Origin of the sequence: Christiangramia sediminicola (assembly GCF_031344135.1) — a bacterium.
In the GTDB taxonomy this organism is placed as follows: domain Bacteria; phylum Bacteroidota; class Bacteroidia; order Flavobacteriales; family Flavobacteriaceae; genus Christiangramia; species Christiangramia sediminicola.
This window is the reverse complement of the sequence record NZ_JAVJIU010000001.1, coordinates 262828-284354: the sequence shown is the minus strand read 5'-3', so window position 1 is coordinate 284354 and position 21527 is coordinate 262828. Positions and strand designations below refer to the sequence as shown.

Genomic DNA, 21527 nt, shown 5'->3' with positions numbered 1-21527 from the left:
ACAAAATTTCTGTTTAACAGCTTTAAATTCCGAAAACTTCCTTCGAGTTTTTTGTGGTTATCTCGGCGATCTTTTCTAGTGGAAGATCATATATTTCCGCAAGCTTCTCTGCAACCTTTAGAATATAGACAGGATCGTTTCGTTTTCCTCGGAAAGGCGTTGGAGCAAGATATGGTGAATCTGTCTCCAGTACGATTTCATCAATTGATATTTGATTCAGGAATTTATCTATCCCACCATTCTTAAAGGTAACAACCCCTCCAATACCTAATTTCATATTATAAGACAGTGCTTTCAAGGCCTGTTCATGAGTTCCGGTAAAACAGTGAAAAATGCCAAATAACTTATCATCCTTCTCAGATTCAAGAACTTCAAAAATTTCATCAAAAGCTTCACGACAATGAATCACGATGGGAAGATTCTTCTTTTTGGCCAGCTGGATCTGTCTTTTAAACGCATCTTTCTGAATTTGCAGTGTAGATTTATCCCAGTATAGATCTATCCCGATCTCACCTACAGCATAAAAATCTCTTTTTTCAAATTCGTCTTCAATATGTTTTAATTCCTCTTCATAATTCTCTTTTACATGAGTAGGATGAAGCCCCATCATTAAAAAGACATTTTCAGGATAGGCTTTTTCAAGCTCATACATGTTTTGGGTCGTTTCAGAATCTATGGCGGGAATAAAGAAACGTTCGATATTATTATCTATCGCACGTTGAATTGCTTCCTTTCGATCTTCATCAAAAGAGTCACTATATAAATGAGTATGTGTATCTGTAATTATCATGCTGCAAAAGTAATGGAAGAATGCAGAACGATAAAAATGAATTAACTAAATATCAAATGCCTGCCGATTGGTTTTAAACCGGGAACAAAAATTCAATTAGCAAAAATTGAAATATTAGCTTTTGGTAGCTGTAATAGTCCCCCCACTAATAGACGTGGAATAGATTTTTAGATCTCTAGTATTTCCTGAGGCGTTTTGCGGACCGCGAATGGTGTCACCATCATTTTCATACCTCGCAAAGTGTAATTGACATTCTATATATCCCTGATCTTCTACCCAAATCAATTGGCCTCCCTGATGCGGACAAACGGCCTCTGTAGCAACAAAGTCTGAATTAGAATTTCCGAAACCGATCCTGAAAAAGAGCACACCTTCTTTGGTGATTTGATCTCCTACTGAAGCAAGGCTGGAAAGTTCTACGGAAACGGTACTTGAACTACCGCCTCCACCATTTCCACCAACCGGTGGCGTTACCATTCCTCCGCCACCATCATCACCCGTACTACATGCAGTTAAGGCACAGGCTCCGGAACAGGCCAATAGTACTCCTTTAACTAAGAATTCACCTCTTTTCATAATCGTAAAATTTAGTTTGACACGTATTAAATATATCTCAAGAAATTAACATATTTAAAATAGTTACGTAAATATTACGAGCAAAGTTTTAAGGAAATGAGGTTTTTATTTAATTAAGCTGATTGTTTTTCAAAATCTGATCGGCAAGATAACTAGCATCCTTTTTTATACCACCAAGTGTGGCTGAACCTCGAGTGTGTAACCACGGAAGACCTATAAAGTATAAACCTTCAATATTACTTACTCCTCTATAATGTTTTGGATAACCGTCTTTCGCAAGCTCGAGACCTTCTATCCAGCTGAAATTTGGGCGGTAACCGGTAGCCCAGATAATATTTCGGATATCTGAGATCTTTTTATTTTCCGTAAAAATAAGTTCGCCTTCGGCATTTTTAGTTTTTCCAACCGCCTCTACATTCTGTCTTTCTAGAATCTCTTTCACATCAGTACCAATTACTGGCTGCCTGGATTTGGAAATTTTTCTACCTAACCAGGTATCCCGACTAAAACTTAGAAAACCAGATTTAGTGAACCACCACCATAAAGTTTTACCAAGTATCTCCTGCGGAAGAACTTTTACATCTGTGGTTCCTGAAAAATAAACTCCGCGTTCATCCTGAGAAACCTCATCCAGAATCTGAAAGCCGCTATCTCCAGCTCCAACCACCATTGCTTTTCCCGGCTGTAATTGGCCTGGATTTTTGTAATAGTTGCTATGGATCTGAAAGATCTCCTCATCGATCTTCTTTGAAAAAGGCGGAGTATATGGTATATGGAAAGGTCCGGTTGCAATCACCACATTTCTAGCCTTCAATTCGCCTTCTGAACTTTGGATGACAAAATGATCATCGTGATGTGAAATATTCTGAACCAACGTATTCAATTGAACCGGAATCTGAAATTCATCAACATAATTCTTGAAATATTTGGCAACTTCAGTCTTTGAAGGATAGTGACCTTTCTCGGCAGGAAATTGCATTCCCGGCATATTATTAAATTCAGAAGGAGTAAATAAAGTAAGTGAATCCCATCGGTTTAGCCAGGATGCACCAATTTCTGATTCCTTATCTACAACCAGAAAATCTTTTCTCTGCTCTTTTAGATAATAAGCCATGGCCAATCCGGCCTGTGCAGCTCCAACAACTATAAAATCCAACATTCCTTTACTTTTTTGCAAAAGTAAGGTTTTTAAAGCTTTCTGAAAATCAGCCTCATTTTAGAAGATAATATCCTTATAGCTCCAGAATTGATATAAGAAAAGGATCAAAAATGCGAAGGTAACCACAAATTCCATAAAGCTTGATGCCAGCAGACCTAGAAAAGATCCGAAAGCCGCTTTTCCAGCAACTTTCGAAGTACTCTTATTCAGAATTTCACCTATAAAGGCACCAATGAAAGGACATATAAGGATAGCAAAAGGAAAAGGCGCAAATATACCGATGATCAAACCTATGGTGGCACCAATCATACCTTTACGACTACCACCGAACTTTTTTGTTCCCATGGCCGGGATTATAAGATTCAACACATAAAAAAGGATAGCAACCGCCAGGGTAATACCTAAAAACAAATAATTGATACCTACACCGGGAATCAGATAAAATATCAATAAACCTATCCAGCTTAAAGGAACACCCGGTAAAACCGGAAGAAAACTTCCCAGTATTCCCAATATCATAAATAAGCCTGCTACTACTAGTAATAATATCTCCATCTCATATCTTTAAAAAACGAAGATAATCAACTTAATTTCAATTTTTAACTAAAATATTAGTTTAAACTAAAAACTTAGTTTATATTAGCAAAAACAAATTCACTTACAATGAAGCAATTAACCAAAGCTGAAGAAGAGATTATGCAAATTCTCTGGGATCTAAAAGAGGCGAATGTTGCCAGCATTATTAAAAAAATGCCTGAACCGAAGCCTGCATACAATACTGTCTCCACGATTGTAAGAATTCTTGAAAACAAGGAATTTGTAGACCATCGCCAGAAAGGTAAAGGATACATCTACTTTCCGGTAGTGGAAAAAGAAACTTATAGCACCCAGAGTATGAATCAGTTAGTGAATAACTATTTCAACGGCTCATTTAAAAGCATGCTATCGTTCTTTATGAAAAAGAATGATATGAGCACAAAAGAGCTGGAGGCTATCTTAAAGGAAATTGGTAAAAAAGACGCGTAATGGCACATTATATATTACAGATCATATTTTTCCAGCTATTCTTTTTACTGGTATATGAGTTCTTCCTGAAGAAAGAGACTTTTTTCAACTATAACCGTTTGTATTTACTGGTAACACCCATACTGGCATTTCTTATCCCTTGGTTAAGACTGGAATTCCTGGTAGAAGCAGTCCCGGAAACTGCACGAATAATAATCCCGCAAATGATAGGGAATCAAACGGGAATTTATACCGAAACCCTTCCTACTGTAACAGTTTATGGCGAAAGCGGATTGCAACTGAACTGGTGGCTCATCACCTACCTAACCGGATTTTCATTTGCCTTAATACTGTTCATCAAAAAATACAGAAACCTAAATAAGCTTTTTAGTTTCAAACAGGTTTCAAAGGAAGAGAACTTCAGGATCATTGAAGTTCCAGATTCTGATGCTGCTTACACCTTTTTCAATACGGTGTTTTTGGGAGATCAATTATCGCAGGCTGAAAAGCAACATATTCTTTCCCACGAACTGGTTCATGTAAAGCAAAAACATAGTCTCGATCTGGTATTCTTTGAAATTTTAAAAATCGTATTCTGGTTTAATCCTCTCATCTACATCTATCAAAACAGGATTGCAGGACTGCATGAATTTATTGCAGATGACGAGGTCGTAAAGACCACCGAAAGAAAAACATATTATGAGCAATTACTGAACACGGCTTTCAGCACTCAGAATATTTCATTTATCAATCAATTTTTTAATCATTCATTAATCAAAAAACGAATTATTATGTTACAGAAAAACAAATCATCAAAACTTTCTAAATTCAAATTTTTAATGGTAATCCCATTAATGTTGGCCATGCTTACTTATGTTGCATGTTCAGATGATGAAACTCAGGAAGAAACAGAATCCTCATTATCTCAATACAGCTATACGCTGGATAAGACTCAAGGCATGACTGCTGATAAGCAAAGGATACATGATAAATTCGAAGAGTTCCTTTTTAATCATCCGGATTATGTGGCTTGGGCTTCTATAGACTACGTTGCGGAAGAAGTAAAATATTCCGTTCATAGCGTTTCTGAAGATGTTCCAGAATCATATGATAAAATGATTGTTTCAAAAAAAGATGGAAGTGAGTACACTATGTTTATGAATTTGAGATCTAAAGGTTCAAATTCTGCTGGTGCTCCACCTCCACCACCAGCGCCAGGTTCTGCAGAAGATCTTTACATCCGTAAACACAATAACAGCATGTATGATGGCAAGCTTGACGTACCCTTCGCTGTGATAGATAAAGCTCCAGCTTTTGAAGGTTGTGACAAATGGGTTGATGATCCAAGAAGAAACTGCACCAGCAGTGAAATTTCTAAATTTGTAAATGAAAACTTCAATACAGATTTAGGAAAAGAACTGGGCCTAACTGGTATTAACAGAGTTATTGTTCAATTCAAAATAAACACTTCTGGTCAAATTGTAGAGGTAAAAGCAAGAGCTCCTCACCCGGCGCTTGAAGAAGAAGCTAAAAGAGTGATTTCAAGTATGCCAGACATGATTCCTGGAGAACAGAATGGGCAGCCGGTTAATGTGATGTATTCATTACCAATCGCCTTTCAAGTAACCGAATAAATTTAAATACTTAATTATGAAAACATTTATCAAATATTACGCTTTAGCGATCACCCTAATTCTTACTTCGTTTCAGGGAATAAGTCAGGAGAAAGATTCTAAAAGTGAATTGGACACCTATCCATTTGCGGTAGCAGATCAGGTTCCAGCTTTCCCAGGATGTGAACAACTAAGCGGTAAAGCCATGAAGGATTGCACAGTAGAAAAGATCACGAATCATGTGAATAAGAATTTCAATACAGCGCTGGGTAAACAATTAAAAATTGAAGGTACCACTCGCATTGTCGTTCAGTTCAAAATAGATAAGGACGGCAGCATTACTGAAGTTCGTTCTCGCTCCCTGGCAGACAAGGCCAATGTAAGAGAAACTCTTCAGACTGAAGCTAACCGAGTGGTAAGCAGTCTTCCTAAAATGCAACCTGGACAAAAAGATGGTAAAGACATTGCTATAATGTATTCATTGCCTATAGCTTTTGCGGTTCCAGAAGAAGACAAGAAAGAGAATAAGAAAGGATAAATCAATAAAACCTTAATTTGTGAAAATTAGATTTTTAATAATTCTAGTTTTAGGTTGTTCGCTGACGGTTTCTTCCCAGGAAGAAACTATAAAGGCTGCGGACAGCCTTTTTTCTTTTGGAAAACGATCTGAAGCTATAGAATTACTCGAAAAAACTGAACCAAAATCGGAAAAAGTATTTTTAAAGCTTGCGAAACTTCAGCAAGCAAATTCTCAGAATGAAGACGCTTTGATGAATTACAAAAAAGTATTTGAAAAAAATCCCGATCGAATTCTGACTACTATTGACTATGGTGAATTGCTTTTAGAAACCGGGAAAGCAGTTGAGGCAGATAGCCTATTCAGCAATCTAAGCGAAAAGTACCCCGATAATCCTGGATTTTTATACCGAATTGGTTTAGCAAAAGAAAAGAAAAAAGATTCTGTTGCGATAAAGTATTTTTATAAAACGCTTAGTAAAGAAATTACTCATCAGGGAGCTTTATACAAAGTCGCAAAAAACCATTTACAGAACGGTAAATCGTACAACGCCATAACTTATTGCAATGAAGGTTTAGCGGTCCGCCCAAATAATGTTTCATTACTATCCATTTTAGGACAGTCTTATTCCAGGTCATTGCAATTTGAAAAATCCATTGAGCCATATGAGAAACTAATAGAACTTGGCGAAAGTTCTGAATTTATACTTGAAAAACTGGCGAAATCTTACCGCGTTACCGGGCAGGATGATAAGGCTATTGAAACCTACGAAAAAATGCTGGAGATCAATGAATACAATTCAGGTGTTCATAGCAATCTTGGGGCTCTTTATTTTCAAAAGAATGAAATGGAAAAAGCACAAGATCATTTCTCCAAGGCTTTAATGATAAAGGATCAACCGGTAGACAGAGAATACTTAAACTTAGGATTAATTCAGAAAGACAAAGAGAAATTTAAAGAGGCATTGCAGTTTTTTGAAAATGCCATAAAGGAAAATCCTGAGAATGAAAGAGCTATTCTTGAACGCGCTATTGCTGCAGATGCCTATTTTGAGGATAAAGAAGCCGTTTTAAATTTATACGAGTCATATTTAGAGAAGTTTGGAGAGAATGGCAGAAACGATATGCTTTCGGTTGCGCGCTACCGTGTAAGCGAATTAAAAAGTGAAATCCACCAGGCGAAATAAAGTCTTTCCCACTTATAGCATGAGCTTCTGAATGTTGAAAATCAGGTTGAAATATTTTAATTCGCGCAATTTTTCCTAACCTGCTATATTTCACTATTTTTGGAGTCCGAAAGCGGATTGCCAATGAAAAAAGTTTTACTATTCGTATTTACTTTAATACTAACCTCCTGCAATTTTGAGACGAAAAAGATCTCTTCTGAAGAGGTTTTAGAACAGGAATCGCGGTCTCTAAACTGGAAAGAAGTAGATGAATATCCGGCTTTTGAAAACTGCCAGGACAAGACAGGGCTTGCAGCGGCTAAAAACTGTTTTGAAAGACAGGTCGCTACTACTATTTATTCTTTTCTGGCGAGTCAGCAACCGGTAGTCACTGAAAGTATTAATGACACTCTTTATCTTTATTTAGAGATCACAAAAGAAGGAAAACCTCAGATCGATTCGGTGAAAATAGACACTACAGTTACGAACCAATTACCGGAAATCGAACAATGGCTAAGACAAAGTATAGATTCTCTACCAAAGATCTATCCGGCTAGTAAAAGAGGGATTCCGGTTTCGACAGTCTTTAAAATGCCGGTAGTAGTAAAGGCGGAATAATAAAATTTGATCAGCCCTCAAATTTACTACCTATCACAGCATTCCATTTTCTAACTTTCCATTCTTTGATTAGTCCATTTTTCAGATAAGGATCATTTTCTGCGAAAGCTTTTGCTGCTTTATCTGTTTCTCCTCTAAAGATTAGAATAGCCTCATCTGCTGGATCATCCATAGCACCACCCAGAATAAGTTCTCCTATTTCAGTAGCTCTTTTCGCCATTTCAAGATGTTCTGACCTGTATTGGCCACGATCTTTTAAATAATTTTCTGCCAGTTTGTAAATAAGCATATAGTAATTCATAGTATAATTTATTAAGTCTTAAACTTTCTCCCTTTCCATTCGTAACCTTTCAAAAGAGACAGAATTGCCACGTAAACACTAAAAAATGGATACATAATACTGCTCCATAAATAATAACGCATAAGATTTTCTCTATTCATAAATTTTGCCGCTCGGTAGATCAAAATAAAATCTGCATTGAATTTTATAAGAAATACAATCAACAGGAACTGAGAAGGAATTATCCTAAAAAGAGCGAGTCCGGTGAAAACGATCAGGCAAAGATTCATCATAAAAACGATCACTCCCGTAAATTTTGCAAAATTGCTTTTATAGGAAGATGTCTTTGCCGCCCAGCGAGTCCGCTGATTGATCAATTCTTTTAAGCTGTCTTGATAATTGGTAAATACAGCCGCCTTTTCAGATTTAATAAAGGACACCTCGAATCCTTTTTTTCTTAATTCCTGCAATAGAAAAACATCATCTCCACTGGCAACTTCACTGTTTCTCTCAAAACCAGACTCTTCGATAAAAACTTTCTTCTCGTAACACATATTTGCCGCATTACACATAAAAGCTTTTTCAAGCCCAAAGGCTCCTATTGTAGAAGCCTGTAAACTCATAAAATCCATTTCCTCAAAATTCTGAAAATAAGCTTTCTTATTTCCTTGATCCTGAATAAAACCAACCGGTCCCGCTATCAGTTTAGCCTGAGTTTGTTCGATACATTCATCGAAAAACTGCAGCCATTTCGCCGGGACCACGCAATCTGCATCGGTGGTTGCGATGTAATCGAATTGAGATTTTTCAATAGCTGTTTGAATTGCGTCTTTTTTTGGTGAATTAGATCTTCTATCGTTTTCAAGAATAATGATTTTAAATTCAGGAAAATCCATTTTAAAATTTTCAGCAAGAAATTTCGAATCATCCTCAGATTCGTCGTTAACAAGTAAAATTTCGAATTTACTGGTAGGATAATTCAGGTGCGATAGCGATTTAAAAAGTGCAGATAGATTTTTTTCTTCGTTTCTGAAGGGTATGATGATCGAAAATGTATTGTTAGAAGTTCTTCCTTTAAGCCCAAATTCTGGAACTCTTTTAAATCCAAAAATAAACGCGATGATAAGGCCCATATAAGCAGCTGTGGTAAGACCCAGGAAAATGAGCAAAAGCATAACCGATAAGTTTGATGCTGCCAAGACAGAATTGTTTAGCTTTGTGAAAGTCCCAAATTAGGTAATTTTTGTGAGCAAATCTTCGGAAAAGTCAGTTTTGAAAAGCGAAAGGATCATACTTGGTATCGATCCGGGAACCACCATTATGGGTTTTGGGCTCATCAAAGTGGAAAATAAAAAGATGAGTTTTGTCCAGATGAATGAGCTCCAGCTAACGAAATATAAAGACCATTATAAAAAGTTGAAATTGATCTTTGAAAGAACCATTGAACTAATTGATAATTATCATCCAGATGAGATCGCAATTGAAGCTCCTTTCTTCGGAAAAAATGTTCAGTCCATGCTTAAACTTGGCCGTGCCCAGGGAGTGGCGATGGCTGCCGGACTTTCCAGAGAGATCCCAATCACGGAATATTTACCGAAAAAAATTAAAATGGCGATCACGGGAAACGGAAATGCCAGTAAGGAACAGGTGGCAAAAATGTTGCAGAGTCAGTTGAAGATTGGTGAGCTGCCTAAAAACCTGGATGCAACAGACGGACTTGCCGCCGCGGTTTGTCATTTCTACAATTCTGGAAAAACCGATCTTGGCAAAAGTTACACTGGCTGGGATGCGTTTATCAAACAAAACCCGAAAAGGATCAAATAACAATTACCAATAAACAATTATCAATGGCTGAATTTGAGAAAAAGAATGTTCTTGCCGACAAATCATATCAGTTTGCATTGAAAATTGTTTTTCTCTGTAAAAAATTAGATAGCCGAAAAGAATATATTTTATCCAGACAATTACTAAAATGTGGCACTTCAATAGGGGCTAATGTATCCGAGGCAAACGGAGCTATTTCAAATGCCGATTTCTCTTCAAAAATATCTATAGCGTACAAGGAAAGTCTTGAAACTAAATATTGGCTTAAATTATTAAAAGATTCAAAATCGTTAGATGAAAGCCAATTTCTAGAATTATTTGAGCAAGCAGATGAATTATCAAAAATTCTATATTCGATTCTAAAATCAACCAGAATCAACAAACCCGATAATTGATTATTGTTAACTGATCATTGTATGAGCGGTATATATATTCACATTCCTTTTTGCAAGCAAGCTTGCCATTATTGTGATTTTCATTTCTCTACCTCTACCAAAAAGAAATCACAGTTAGTTGAGATGCTTTGCAAGGAATTGGTTTTGAGAAAACATGAATTGGAAGAAACTATTCAGACCATTTATTTTGGCGGAGGTACCCCATCTCTACTAAATGCTCAGGAGCTTGATCTCATTTTTAAAACGATTTTCGAAAATTTTGAAGTTTCAAAAAATGCTGAGATCACTCTTGAAGCCAATCCCGATGACCTTACTGAAGAAGTGATAAAAATTCTGAATTCTTCCCCGGTTAATCGCTTGAGTATTGGAGTTCAATCTTTTTTTGAAGAAGATCTGAAATTGATGAACCGGGCGCATAATTCTGAAGAAGCTTTAAAGTCACTGCAATTAGCAAAGCAGTATTTTGACAATATCAGCATCGATCTTATTTACGGAATTCCGGGACAAAGCAACGAGCAATGGATAGAAAACCTGGAAACCGCACTCAAACTTAAAATTCCGCATATTTCCAGTTATGCCCTGACCGTGGAACCAAAAACTGCCCTGGAAAAATTTATTGAAAAAGGGAAAATAAAACCGGTAGCAGACGAAACTTACCGGGATCAATTTGACATTCTTTTTGAGACTCTTACTAAGAATGGTTTTGAACATTATGAGTTCTCTAATTATGGAAAACCAGGCTTCCATTCTCAGAACAACATGGCTTACTGGCTGGGTAAATCATATTTAGGTATAGGCCCTTCTGCACACTCCTATGATGGAATTTCTAGGAAATGGAATATAAGCAATAACAGTCTTTATATTAATTCAATCGAAGCTGGGAAACTGCCCCAGCAAACCGAAGAGCTCTCCACAACCGATTCTTATAATGAATATGTTATGACACGGCTTCGAACCAAATTTGGGATTTCTGTAGAAGACCTTCAGGAGAAATTTGGTGAAAAATACAGTTCACATTTCTTAAAAGATTCCGGAAAATTTATTGAAGACGGACTTATGGAAACTATAGAAAACACTTTCCATATTACTTCAAAAGGCAAGTTCTTAAGTGATGGGATCGCGGCAGATCTGTTTTATATAGATTAACCGGAAGCCTAAAGTAAGTGTGGTCATGCTGAACTTGTTTCACGGTCTTCTGAGATGCTGAATCAAGTTCAGCAAGACTCCATAGGAAAGATAATTTTTAATTGTAGATCTTCAATTTTCAACTAAATGCTACATTTGTTAGGACCAATCAAGCAACATGTTAGCGAACATCAGCCATAAAGGCAAATCCTATAAAATAAATTTCTCTCATCCGCTGGACATTTCCATCAGCCTGCGCGGGGACAACAAAAATCCGATGGCCTGGTATCTAAAGCATCCAGAAATAGAGCCGGTGGTAGACGGTGATTTTATAGGGAAAGTGAGCAAGGGATCTTCAGTGAATTTCAATAATATCTGGTTCAATCCGCACGCTCATGCTACCCATACCGAGTGTGTTGGCCATATTAGTTCTGAATTCAACACTATTCAGCAACATTTGAAAAGCTTTTTTTTTAAAGCTAGGTTAATTTCTATTGAACCTCTGAAAAAAGGAGAAGACCTGGTCTTTACAAAATCTCAGATCGCTTCAAAACTTAAGAATCTCGATACGGAGGCATTGGTGCTCCGAACAGTGCCAAATTATATTGGTAAGATCTCTAAAAATCATTCGCATACCAACTGGCCTTATATTGAAGAAGATGCAATGGTTTTGATTAGAGAATCTGGAATAAAACATTTTCTAATAGATCAGCCATCTGTAGATAAGGAAAAGGATGAAGGTAAATTGCTGGCTCATAAAGCTTTTTGGGACTATCCAAAAAATACTCGTTTTAACGCTACGATCACTGAATTGATCTATGTTCCGAATAAAATTGAAGATGGAGAGTATTTCTTAAATCTTCAGCCGGCTTCTTTTGAGAATGACGCGGCGCCTTGCAAACCGGTACTTTATAAAATTATCGAAGAATGAATATTATTTTAAAACTGGAAGAACTGGCGATGCTATTACTTGGCATCTGGGCATTCAGTCTTCAGGATCTAAGCTGGTGGTGGTTCATGGGTTTGTTCTTTGTTCCTGATATTGGAATGTTGGGCTACGTGGCAAACAATAAAATTGGAGCATTTTTTTATAATATTTTTCATCATAAAGGTCTCGCCATCATCATTGGCTTAGTTGGATATTATCTTAAATTGCAGGAACTGGAAGTCGCCGGTATTATTTTGTTTGCGCACTCCAGCTTTGACCGTTTACTGGGATACGGATTGAAGTACGAAAAAGGCTTTAAATTTACGCACCTGGGAGAAATAGGAAATTAATATGGAATTACTCTTTATAGGACTGGCCGTTGGTGCCGTGATCGCTTACTTTATTTTCGCCGCTTTCAACAAGGATCGCTCAAAACTTAAAACCAGTGAGCAGTCGGTCGTTTTGATGGATAAAATCAAAAGTGTTTGCAAGTTCATTAGTATTGAAGGTGACTTCTCTGAGATCTACCACTACGAGAATATGAAGGAAAAATACCTTAGTCTGGTTCTCGGGAAGAAAAAAGCAATTGTCCTTGTTACCGCAAAAGCGCATATTGGTTTTGATTTAAGCAAGATCCAGATGCAAAGCGATAATGAGCATAAAAAGATCATTCTTACCAATTTTCCTCAGCCGGAACTTTTAACGATTGAAACAGATTTTAAATATTACGACAAACGCGAAGGATGGGCAAACCCGTTTACGACTTCTGACTTAACGGACATTAATCGTGACGCGAAAAAAGCCATCGTTGATAAGATTCCCCAAAGCGGACTCATGGATCAGGCTCGTAAGGAAGCCCTGGACACCATAGTTTTGATGGAAAAGATCGTGGAAACCATCGGATGGAAACTGGATTATACGGCGCTTACCATTGAAAATGCTGAAAACAAGAAGATCGAAAATCAATAAAAGATGCTGAAACAAGTTCAGCAAGACGAAATATTGAAAATGAAAATTATAATGTCACCCTGAACTTGTTTCAGGGTCTTTTATTGATTAAAATGAAGGAAAGCTACACCTATATTTTGGCTAATAAGAACAGAACAGTCTTATATATTGGTGTAACTTCTGAATTGAAGACCAGACTAATTCAGCATAAAAGAGGTGAAGGATCAATTTTCACCAGAAAATACAATATTAACGATCTGCTGTATTCTGAAGAATTTACGGATATAGGTCAAGCGATTTCGAGAGAAAAACAATTAAAAAATTGGCATAAAGACTGGAAATTGAACTTGATTAAAACTAAAAATCCAGAATTGAAAGATTTGTTTTCCGAACTTTGAGATGCTGTAACAAGTTTAGCATGACGGTTTTTTGAAAATATCAATCATTAATAATTACGTTACCCTATTCCGATAGCGATCAGAATTGTTTCAGGTTCTAATGAATTTAAATAAAAATGAACATCGACACTTTTAGAGATTATTGCCTCAATAAAAAAGGGGTGACTGAAGGCCTACCTTTTGGTCCGGATAATCTTGTATTAAAAGTGATGGGTAAAATGTTTTCTATCGTTTCGCTGGACGAAGTTCCATTGCGGTCGAATCTGAAATGTGATCCAGAACGAGCTATTCAACTTCGTGAGGAATATGAAGACAATATTCTGCCGGGTTATCATATGAATAAGCAGCATTGGAACACGCTCGTCTTAGACGGAAGATTAGATGCGAAGCTGGTTTTTAAATTGATCGATCATTCTTATGAACTCGTTGTAGACGGACTTACCAAAAAATTAAAGAAGGAACTTGAAGATTTATAATGACAAAAGCTGAAGAATTTTATTCCTCGCAAGAAGCGAAATATTCCGATTTAAAAAAACAGATCTCCAAAAAACTAGCTTTATCGAGTAGCCTTCGACTGCTCGTTTTCCTGACAATTTGTGCTTCGATTTACTTTTTTTACAACAACATCAATATTCTATTGCCGCTGGTGATAGTTTTAATAGCAGCTTTCCTTTTTCTCATTTCTAGGCATTCCAACATGAAAAAAGAAAAGGACAAATTAAAAGCGTTGATCCAAATAAATAAACTCGAATTAAGAGTTCTTAAAACCCGAGATTTTTCAGACCTGGCAGACGGAAAGAAATTTGAACCGGTTGATCATGCCTATGCCCAGGATATTGATCTTTTCGGAAGAAAATCTTTTTTTCAGTTTCTTAATAGAACAGCATTAAAAGAAGGTAAAGCCAGACTGGCCAGGATACTTCTCTCGAACAAGACTACTGATATTATTAAAAAACAGGAGGCTATAAAAGAACTAGCTTCCAAAGCCGACTGGAGACAAAACTATTCTGCAACAGCCACCCTTGTAAAAACAGAAACCGATTCTAAATTCATTATAAACTGGATTAGAAATTATAAAAGTTTCGTGCCCGCATATATGAAATGGCTTCCAACGCTATTTTCTATATTGTCAATTGGCGTTTTAGCGCTTTATTATTTAAGCATAATAGGTGGTTCACAAGTACTGTTATGGTATTTAATAGGGATGATAATTACCGGAGTTTTCCTCAAAAAATTAAAAATTTTATCAGAAACTGTAAGTAAGGTTCAGGATACCTTTCAGCAATATCACCAGCTACTGGATTTTCTAGAGACTGAAACCTTCGAATCTGAATTAATGAAAGAGGTTAAGGATTCGATCATTTCAGAATCACAAAAAGCTTCAAGTACCTTAAAGGATTTTTCCAAAGCTATAGATGCACTGGACCAGCGAAATAATTTTTTATTTGCCATTTTCGCCAACGGATTACTTCTATGGGACCTTAGACAATCTTACAGAATTGAAAAGTGGATCAAGAAGCACCATGCTGCCGTGGAACATTGGTTTGAAGCGGTAGAAAAGACTGATGCTTATAACAGTTTGGGAAATTTTGCTTTTAACCACCACCATTATACCTATCCTGATATTGTACCTGAAGGCCAGGGAACCAATGCTTCTGAACTTGGGCATCCATTACTGCATCCTGAAAAAAGGATCGATAATGATTTCAGAATTGATGGAAAGCAATTCTTTATTATTACCGGCGCAAATATGGCCGGGAAAAGTACTTTTCTCAGAACCGTGGCCCTGCAAATTGTAATGTCAAATATCGGACTTCCGGTTTGCGCAAAAACCTGCAGTTATTCGCCAATCAAGCTTATCACCAGTATGAGAACCAGCGATTCACTTGGGGATGATGAATCTTATTTCTTTTCAGAATTAAAACGGCTGAAATTTATCGTTGATAAGATTCAGACAGAGAATTATTTTATAATACTGGATGAAATCCTGAAAGGAACAAATAGCACCGATAAAGCAATAGGTTCGAGGAAATTTGTTCAGCGACTTGTAGGGACAAATTCCACCGGAATTATAGCTACGCACGATCTAAGTCTTTGCGAAATTAGTGAAGAATTGGAGCAGGTTGAAAATTACTATTTTGATGCTGAAATTGTGAATGACGAGTTACATTTCGACTATCATTTAAAAGACGGCATTTGCAAGAATATGAACGCCTCTTTCCTTCTTCGGAAGATGAAAATTGTGGAAGCATAGATGGATTCATTAACCCAGATCGTACTAGGCGCAGCCGTTGGAGAAGCAGTACTTGGAAGAAAAGTTGGCAATAAAGCCATGCTTTACGGAGCGATCGCCGGAACGATTCCCGATCTAGACACTTTCGTGGGCAATTTTTTCGATACGATCACAGCTATTGAAATTCACCGTGGTTATTCACATTCCATCGTATTTGCAGTGGCCTTCGCACCCATTTTTGGCTGGCTAATTTCAAAGATCGAAACAAAATCTGAAGCCAGCTGGAAGAACTGGTCATGGCTCATGTTCTGGGGATTGTTCACCCATCCATTACTCGACGCACATACCACCTGGGGAACGCAACTTTTCTGGCCTTTCGATCTTCGATTGGCTTATAAGAACATATTCGTGATAGATCCGCTTTACACTTTGCCATTCCTGGTGTTTTTAATCTTGGCTTTACGTTTAAAACGAACAGATCCTAAAAGGAAAAAATACAACCAGCTTGGATTGATCGTTAGCAGCCTATATTTACTAATTATTACGCCTGCTTTAAAATTCTATACTTTTCAGAAATTCGAAAATGCGCTGGAAAATCAAAATATTCAGTATGAACGAATGGACACCAGGCCTACTCCATTAAACTCGATCTTATGGACTGCAAATATTGAAACTGAAAACGCTTTTCTTATCGGGAACTATTCGATATTCGACTCACAGCCGATCAGCTTTCACAGTATTCCGAAGAAATATGAACTGGCGGGTGAAATTGCCGACGATCCAAATCTTAATAGATTAATTCAGATCAGTGAAGGCTGGTATACTTTTTCCAAGGAAAGTGATGAGTTGCGTTTTAATGATCTCCGCTTCGGAACTATGGATATTGAAAATCCCGATTCCGAATTTATTTTCAGTTATAAACTTTCCAAAGAGCACGGAGAATTAGTAGCCACGGAAACTGAAAAAGAGATGAGTGATGCAAAAAACCTTCTTCCCCGACTATGGGCACGCATTCTAGGTAATTAATTATATTTAGGAAAAATTCAGTTTATGCGAGTCATTCCGGCATTTCTTGCCATTTTTATTCTTCTTTCAAGTTCTGTTTTTGCTCAAATAGATTCAAATTCTTTAGAAAAGATCATTGAAAAATTTCAGCAATATGAATACTATAAGAGATCAGATTACCCCCTTGGTTTATATACGGAGGAACGTTATGAACATGAAGCTGATTTCGCGGAAAAACTTTTAAAAGACCTTGAAAAACTTGATTATTCTGAGCTTTCAGAATCAGAAAGAATCTCAGCCGATCTTTTAAAATATGATCTACAAAACACGGTTAAAACATATGAATTCGAGGCTTTTTTGAACCCGTTACTTTCTGATGCGGGATTTCACCTCAGCCTAAATTATCATATTCGCGAGCTCAACAATTATGACCAGGTAAAAGCATATCTCAATAAATTAAATGCGATCCCCTATTATACAGATCAGCATTTTAAACTTTTAAGAGAGGGCTTAAAAAAAGGGATCACTCAGCCATTGGTGATTTTTGAAGGTTATGAAAATACTTATAATAGCCAGATCGTTGATAATTATAAGAATAGTTATTTCTATCAGCCATTCGAGAATCTGCCTTCCTCTTTATCTGAAAAACAAAAGGATTCAATTCTGAATGCAGCTGAAGAAACGATCACTAAAAATGTGATCCCTGAATTTAAAAGGATCAAAAAATTCTTTGAAACCGAGTATTTTCCGAAAACCAGAAAAACCTTGGGTGTTTCAGAAAGACCGAACGGTGAGGAATATTATGATTATTTACTGGAATACTATACCACTTTAGACCTCAGCGCCGATGAAGTTCATAACATTGGTTTAGATGAAGTGAACAGGATCAATACAGAAATGAAAAAGGTGATAGCCGAAACCAAATTTGAAGGTTCATTTTCAGAATTCTTTAATTTTCTAAGAACAGACGAACAATTCTATGCGCAAACGCCGGAAGAACTACTCATGTTCGCCAGGGATATTGCTAAAAGGATCGATGCGAAACTGCCAGCCTATTTTACCAAACTCCCAAGGAAACCATATGGAGTCGCTGAAGTTCCTGATGCTATTGCCCCAAAGTACACTACGGGAAGATATATTGGAGCCTCAAACGATACACAGCCCGGGTATTACTGGGTGAATACTTATGATCTACCCAGCAGACCAAAATATGTTTTACCATCCCTTACAGCTCACGAGGCTGTTCCCGGGCATCATTTACAGATTTCTCTGAATAATGAATTAGGAGAAGAAATTCCCGAATTCAGAAGGAATTTTTATATCTCTGCATTTGGCGAAGGCTGGGGATTATATTCTGAATTTCTAGCTGAAGAAATGGGCATTTACCGAAATCCATATGAGATCTTTGGCAAATTGACCTATGAACAGTGGCGTGCCTGCCGACTGGTGGTCGACACAGGAATCCACGCTAAAGGCTGGACCAGAGAACAGGCGGTAGATTTTATGAAAAAGAACACCGCCCTATCCATTCATGAGATCAATACCGAGGTAGACCGTTATATTTCCTGGCCAGGGCAGGCAGTTTCCTATAAGATCGGAGAAATAAAGATCAGGGAACTTAGAAAAAAGGCTGAAGAGGCTTTAGGACAGGATTTCGATATCAGAAAATTTCATGAAGTCATCCTGGAAGAAGGTGTGGTTACCTTACCAATTCTTGAGAAAAGAGTGATGAATTATATCAATTCTAAAACCTAGATCAAAAAAGTAATTACGGGAATATATTTCCTAAGGCTGGGTTTAAACTATCTTTGCAGCCAAATTCAGTGAACATGACCATAGAACAAAGCCTAATACAACGAAGTGATTCCACCTGCGAATTATGCGCAAATAAAGACGAACTTAGCGTATTTGAGCTTCCAGATTCTCCGGAAGAAGGACTTGAAAGCTGCATTCTGATATGCAAGACCTGTAAAGAACAGATTGAAGATCCGGAAAAGGTTCAGCCTAATCACTGGCGTTGCCTTAATGATAGTATGTGGAGTACCATCCCGGCGGTTCAGGTAATGGCCTGGAGAATGCTTAACCGACTTAGATCTGAAGGCTGGCCGAATGATCTTCTGGATATGATGTATATGGAAGACGACGTAAAAGCCTGGGCAAAATCAGGAGTTCAGGAAGAGAAAGCTGAAAATTCCATAATTCATAAAGACAGTAATGGAGCTGTTATTGAGGCCGGAGATACCGTTGTATTAACCAAAGATCTTAATGTAAAGGGCTCCAGTCTTACCGCAAAACGTGGAACTGCAGTGCGAAGAGTTTCGCTAGTTCACGATAATGCCGAACAGATCGAAGGAAAAGTGGAAGGTCAGCAGATCGTGATCCTTACCAAATTTGTCAAAAAAGTATAGTTTGCAAAGTCAACCTAATAACCCACTTCACGGAGTCAAGCTAGCCACGATCGTTGAAAAACTTCATGATTATTATGGATGGGATGGGCTCGCAGATCGAATTGACATTAATTGCTTTTCAAGCAATCCTTCAGTAAAATCAAGTTTGAAGTTTTTGCGCAGAACTCCTTGGGCCAGGGAAAAAGTGGAAAGACTTTATTTGAAGACAAATTTTAAATAAGAAGTGATCCTGAAACAAGTTCAGGATAATGAAAAATTAACTTTCAAGCCGTCAAGCTGAACTTATTTAACTTCGTTGAATCTTCGATTTCAGCTTCTCAAAAGATTTAAAGCAAAAAAGCCCGGCAATTGCCAGGCTTTTTTAATTTCTAAAGAAGGAAATTTACATTTCAGCTGCAGCCTCTGCAGTTTCTTCTTTCTTAGTGTCCTTTTTAGCTTCCTTCTTTTCAGTTAAAAAGCTAAAGTTTTCAGCATAATCCATCATCTGCTTTTCGAAAGATTCCGGCTGAGTAACTTTGATCGCAGTAATCTCTCCATTCTCATCCATTTCAGGAACCAGCACAGGATTAATAAATCCGCTATAAGGAGCCGACTTGAACTGAGCATTTCTATCAAGAACTTCTTTATGAAGTTTCTGATCTACTTTCACACCGTAGTTTTCTACATGATTCTTTGCAGCCTCGTAGTCTCCTTCAGACTTAATTCTTTGTGTTTCTTTTAAAAGTTCTCCGAATAGTTCACGAAGTTTCTGGTAATCTTTAATATCATATGAAGTTTTACCATCTTCTTCAACCTTTTCGATCACGCCTTCTTCCTGACCTTTTTCAAAAACCCAGGCGCTAACCCACTGGCGGTTTCTCATGTGAGCTTCTTCAACATCGTCTCCAAGCTCCAATCTCACCAACTGAGTTACCATTCCGTTTCTGATGTAATCGTTGTAAGCAGCTTTCCCAAGCTCTTCAGCATTATCGGTTAGTCCAAGCTCCTCAAGTTTCGGATCCATCAGGTAATACAGTCCTACAAGATCTGCACGTCCTTCTTCTAGTGTAGAAGCATAACTCTTCAAAGTTTCCTTTGTAGTTCCAACTCCCTGGTTTAATTGACCAGAAGCATGACCTACTACTTCGTGAAGTGCTGTATGAAGTTTATCTGCCTGCTTTCCGTATTTTTCTGAAAGGGCAACTTCTTCCTCATCATGAGCAAATTCCTTCAACCTGTCAGATCCACCTGCATTTTCGTATGCGTTGATAATGTTTCCAAGAGAAACAGACTTACTTCCGTGGGCTTTTCTGATCCAGCTTGAGTTTGGAAGATTCACACCGATTGGAGTACTTGGAGAAGCATCTCCAGCCTCACCGGCAACGATCACCGTTTTGTAAGTAACTCCAACTACAGAATCTTTTTTGTGCTCGTCCATGATAGGAGAGTTATCCTCGAACCACTGTACGTTCTTTTCTACCACGCTCATCTTTTCAGACATATCAAAATCCTTGATCTGGATAATGCTTTCGTAAGAACCTGTATATCCTTTAGGATCGTTATAAACCTCGATAAAAGAGTTGATATAATCGATATTCCCTTCCGTAGCTTCTACCCATGCAACGTTATAATCGTCCCAGGTTTGAAGATCTCCCGTGTTATAATATTCAATTAAAAGACCTAATGCATTGGCTTGCTTCTCATTTTCAGCTACACCTTTTGCTTTCTCCAGCCATTTTACGATCTCATCGATAGCATCACCGTAAAGTCCGCCACTTTTGTAAACTTTCTCTACAAGCTTTCCATTCTCTTTAACCAGCTTGGTGTTGATCCCGTAAGCAAGAGGCTTTTCAGCATTTGGAGATTTTTTGTTGGCATAAAATGCATCTACCTCAGCAGCAGTCACTCCTTCTCCATACATGTTCACCGCAGATCCTTCGATCAATCCGTCAGCTTCATTTAGGTTTACTTTTTTAGCATCCTTATCATTAAAGATCACTTCATAAGCTTCGCCGGTAAGATCTGTATTGGTTTCTTTCAATAAAGTATCGAAATATTCCTTGCTGAATTCAGGCTTCAACTTAGCATTCGAATAATGGTGGTGAATCCCGTTACTGAACCAAACCCTTTTAAGATAAGTTTCAAAAGCGGTCCAATCTTCAGAAGATTTATCTCCTTCGTAATTCGCATAGATATTCTCTAAAGCTTCACGAATTTTTAGATTATGACGATAGTTCTGATCCCAGATAATATCACGTCCTGAAAGTCCAGCCTGAGTAAGGTAATAAACCAGTTTTTGCTCTTTCAAGCTTAAGTTTTCCCATCCCGGGATCTGGTAACGCAGGATCTTAAGATCTGCAAATTCATCAGCTTTAAAATTGAAATCTTCCTGTGAAGTTTTTTCGGTCTGAGCCATATCAGCATCCTTTTTATCCTCATTACAGGAAACAAAAGAAAGGGCTGTAGCTAACAGACAAGTACTTAATATTTTGTTCATGTTATTAAAAAATTTGAGGCGCTAAGATATAAAAACGGGGAATCAAAATTGAATAATTCTGATT

At 37.4% G+C, this 21527-nt stretch carries 25 protein-coding genes; 18 read left to right on the top strand and 7 right to left on the bottom strand.

Translation table 11 applies throughout. The features are described 5' to 3' along the window. Positions 1-22 precede the first annotated feature (22 nt). The 4 genes from RE431_RS01340 to RE431_RS01325 all read right to left on the bottom strand — a co-directional run bounded on the left by RE431_RS01340 (position 23) and on the right by RE431_RS01325 (position 3080). On the bottom strand, positions 23-790 hold the full coding sequence (locus tag RE431_RS01340; protein WP_309560161.1) for a TatD family hydrolase: 768 nt from the start codon (positions 788-790) through the stop codon (positions 23-25). Positions 791-904: 114 nt separating this feature from the next. Further along, entirely contained in the window at positions 905-1366 is a 462-nt protein-coding gene (locus tag RE431_RS01335; RefSeq protein ID WP_309560160.1) for a QcrA and Rieske domain-containing protein, read from the bottom strand. Positions 1367-1475: 109 nt separating this feature from the next. After that, positions 1476-2525: a flavin-containing monooxygenase gene (locus RE431_RS01330; RefSeq protein ID WP_309560620.1), complete on the bottom strand. Its 1050-nt coding sequence runs from the start codon at positions 2523-2525 to the stop codon at positions 1476-1478. 57 nt (positions 2526-2582) lie between these two features. Then, positions 2583-3080, bottom strand: coding sequence for a DUF456 domain-containing protein (locus RE431_RS01325; RefSeq protein ID WP_309560159.1), 498 nt, complete (start codon positions 3078-3080; stop codon positions 2583-2585). A 108-nt stretch (positions 3081-3188) separates the two neighbouring features. On the opposite strand from RE431_RS01325, the gene RE431_RS01320 reads away from it, so the two are divergent. The 5 genes from RE431_RS01320 (at position 3189) to RE431_RS01300 (ending at position 7443) form a co-directional block, all read left to right on the top strand. Next, a complete protein-coding gene (locus RE431_RS01320; protein ID WP_309560158.1) occupies positions 3189-3551 on the top strand; it encodes a BlaI/MecI/CopY family transcriptional regulator in 363 nt (120 codons plus the stop codon). Then, entirely contained in the window at positions 3551-5164 is a 1614-nt protein-coding gene (locus RE431_RS01315) for a M56 family metallopeptidase (protein ID WP_309560157.1), read from the top strand. Before RE431_RS01320 ends, RE431_RS01315 begins: the two co-directional genes overlap by 1 nt. Before the next feature lie 16 nt (positions 5165-5180). Further along, the gene (locus RE431_RS01310; protein WP_309560156.1) at positions 5181-5681 is read left to right on the top strand and encodes an energy transducer TonB; all 501 of its coding nucleotides are present in this window, start codon (positions 5181-5183) and stop codon (positions 5679-5681) included. 19 nt (positions 5682-5700) lie between these two features. Then, complete coding sequence (locus RE431_RS01305) at positions 5701-6846, top strand: tetratricopeptide repeat protein (RefSeq protein WP_309560155.1); 1146 nt, start codon at positions 5701-5703, stop codon at positions 6844-6846. Positions 6847-6969: 123 nt separating this feature from the next. After that, positions 6970-7443, top strand: coding sequence for a hypothetical protein (locus tag RE431_RS01300; RefSeq protein ID WP_309560154.1), 474 nt, complete (start codon positions 6970-6972; stop codon positions 7441-7443). Between the two features lie 10 nt (positions 7444-7453). On the opposite strand, the gene RE431_RS01295 is transcribed toward RE431_RS01300, so the two are convergent. After that, on the bottom strand, positions 7454-7744 hold the full coding sequence (locus tag RE431_RS01295) for a YciI-like protein (protein WP_309560153.1): 291 nt from the start codon (positions 7742-7744) through the stop codon (positions 7454-7456). An 11-nt stretch (positions 7745-7755) separates the two neighbouring features. Further along, positions 7756-8922, bottom strand: coding sequence for a glycosyltransferase family 2 protein (locus RE431_RS01290; protein ID WP_309560152.1), 1167 nt, complete (start codon positions 8920-8922; stop codon positions 7756-7758). Between the two features lie 73 nt (positions 8923-8995). Between RE431_RS01290 and ruvC the strand changes: the two genes are divergently transcribed. From ruvC to RE431_RS01225, 13 genes are all read left to right on the top strand, one after another. Beyond that, a complete protein-coding gene (ruvC, locus tag RE431_RS01285) occupies positions 8996-9547 on the top strand; it encodes a crossover junction endodeoxyribonuclease RuvC (protein ID WP_309560619.1) in 552 nt (183 codons plus the stop codon). 23 nt (positions 9548-9570) lie between these two features. Beyond that, positions 9571-9942: a four helix bundle protein gene (locus tag RE431_RS01280; RefSeq protein WP_309560151.1), complete on the top strand. Its 372-nt coding sequence runs from the start codon at positions 9571-9573 to the stop codon at positions 9940-9942. Positions 9943-9963: 21 nt separating this feature from the next. Continuing rightward, a complete protein-coding gene (gene hemW / locus RE431_RS01275) occupies positions 9964-11088 on the top strand; it encodes a radical SAM family heme chaperone HemW (RefSeq protein WP_309560150.1) in 1125 nt (374 codons plus the stop codon). A 157-nt stretch (positions 11089-11245) separates the two neighbouring features. Then, positions 11246-11998 carry a cyclase family protein gene (locus tag RE431_RS01270; RefSeq protein ID WP_309560149.1) on the top strand — a complete coding sequence of 251 codons (753 nt, stop codon included), beginning with the start codon at positions 11246-11248 and terminating at the stop codon, positions 11996-11998. Beyond that, positions 11995-12345: a DUF4260 domain-containing protein gene (locus RE431_RS01265; RefSeq protein ID WP_309560148.1), complete on the top strand. Its 351-nt coding sequence runs from the start codon at positions 11995-11997 to the stop codon at positions 12343-12345. The genes RE431_RS01270 and RE431_RS01265 overlap by 4 nt, the downstream gene beginning before the upstream one ends. Before the next feature lies 1 nt (position 12346). After that, positions 12347-12964, top strand: coding sequence for a DUF4230 domain-containing protein (locus RE431_RS01260; RefSeq protein WP_309560147.1), 618 nt, complete (start codon positions 12347-12349; stop codon positions 12962-12964). Positions 12965-13056: 92 nt separating this feature from the next. After that, positions 13057-13341, top strand: coding sequence for a GIY-YIG nuclease family protein (locus RE431_RS01255; protein ID WP_309560146.1), 285 nt, complete (start codon positions 13057-13059; stop codon positions 13339-13341). Positions 13342-13457: 116 nt separating this feature from the next. Then, positions 13458-13817, top strand: coding sequence for an MmcQ/YjbR family DNA-binding protein (locus tag RE431_RS01250; RefSeq protein ID WP_309560145.1), 360 nt, complete (start codon positions 13458-13460; stop codon positions 13815-13817). After that, entirely contained in the window at positions 13817-15595 is a 1779-nt protein-coding gene (locus tag RE431_RS01245; protein WP_408914504.1) for a MutS-related protein, read from the top strand. Before RE431_RS01250 ends, RE431_RS01245 begins: the two co-directional genes overlap by 1 nt. After that, positions 15596-16600, top strand: a complete 1005-nt coding sequence (locus RE431_RS01240; protein ID WP_309560143.1) for a metal-dependent hydrolase — start codon at positions 15596-15598, stop codon at positions 16598-16600. It abuts the gene before it with no gap. A 24-nt stretch (positions 16601-16624) separates the two neighbouring features. Beyond that, positions 16625-18334: a DUF885 domain-containing protein gene (locus tag RE431_RS01235; protein ID WP_309560142.1), complete on the top strand. Its 1710-nt coding sequence runs from the start codon at positions 16625-16627 to the stop codon at positions 18332-18334. Positions 18335-18408: 74 nt separating this feature from the next. Then, complete coding sequence (locus RE431_RS01230) at positions 18409-18987, top strand: PhnA domain-containing protein (protein WP_309560141.1); 579 nt, start codon at positions 18409-18411, stop codon at positions 18985-18987. A gap of 1 nt (position 18988) precedes the next feature. Continuing rightward, positions 18989-19207, top strand: coding sequence for a VF530 family protein (locus RE431_RS01225; RefSeq protein WP_309560140.1), 219 nt, complete (start codon positions 18989-18991; stop codon positions 19205-19207). A gap of 162 nt (positions 19208-19369) precedes the next feature. Here RE431_RS01225 and RE431_RS01220 read toward each other — a convergent pair whose 3' ends face one another. After that, positions 19370-21463 carry a dipeptidyl-peptidase 3 family protein gene (locus RE431_RS01220; protein WP_309560139.1) on the bottom strand — a complete coding sequence of 698 codons (2094 nt, stop codon included), beginning with the start codon at positions 21461-21463 and terminating at the stop codon, positions 19370-19372. Positions 21464-21527 lie beyond the last annotated feature (64 nt).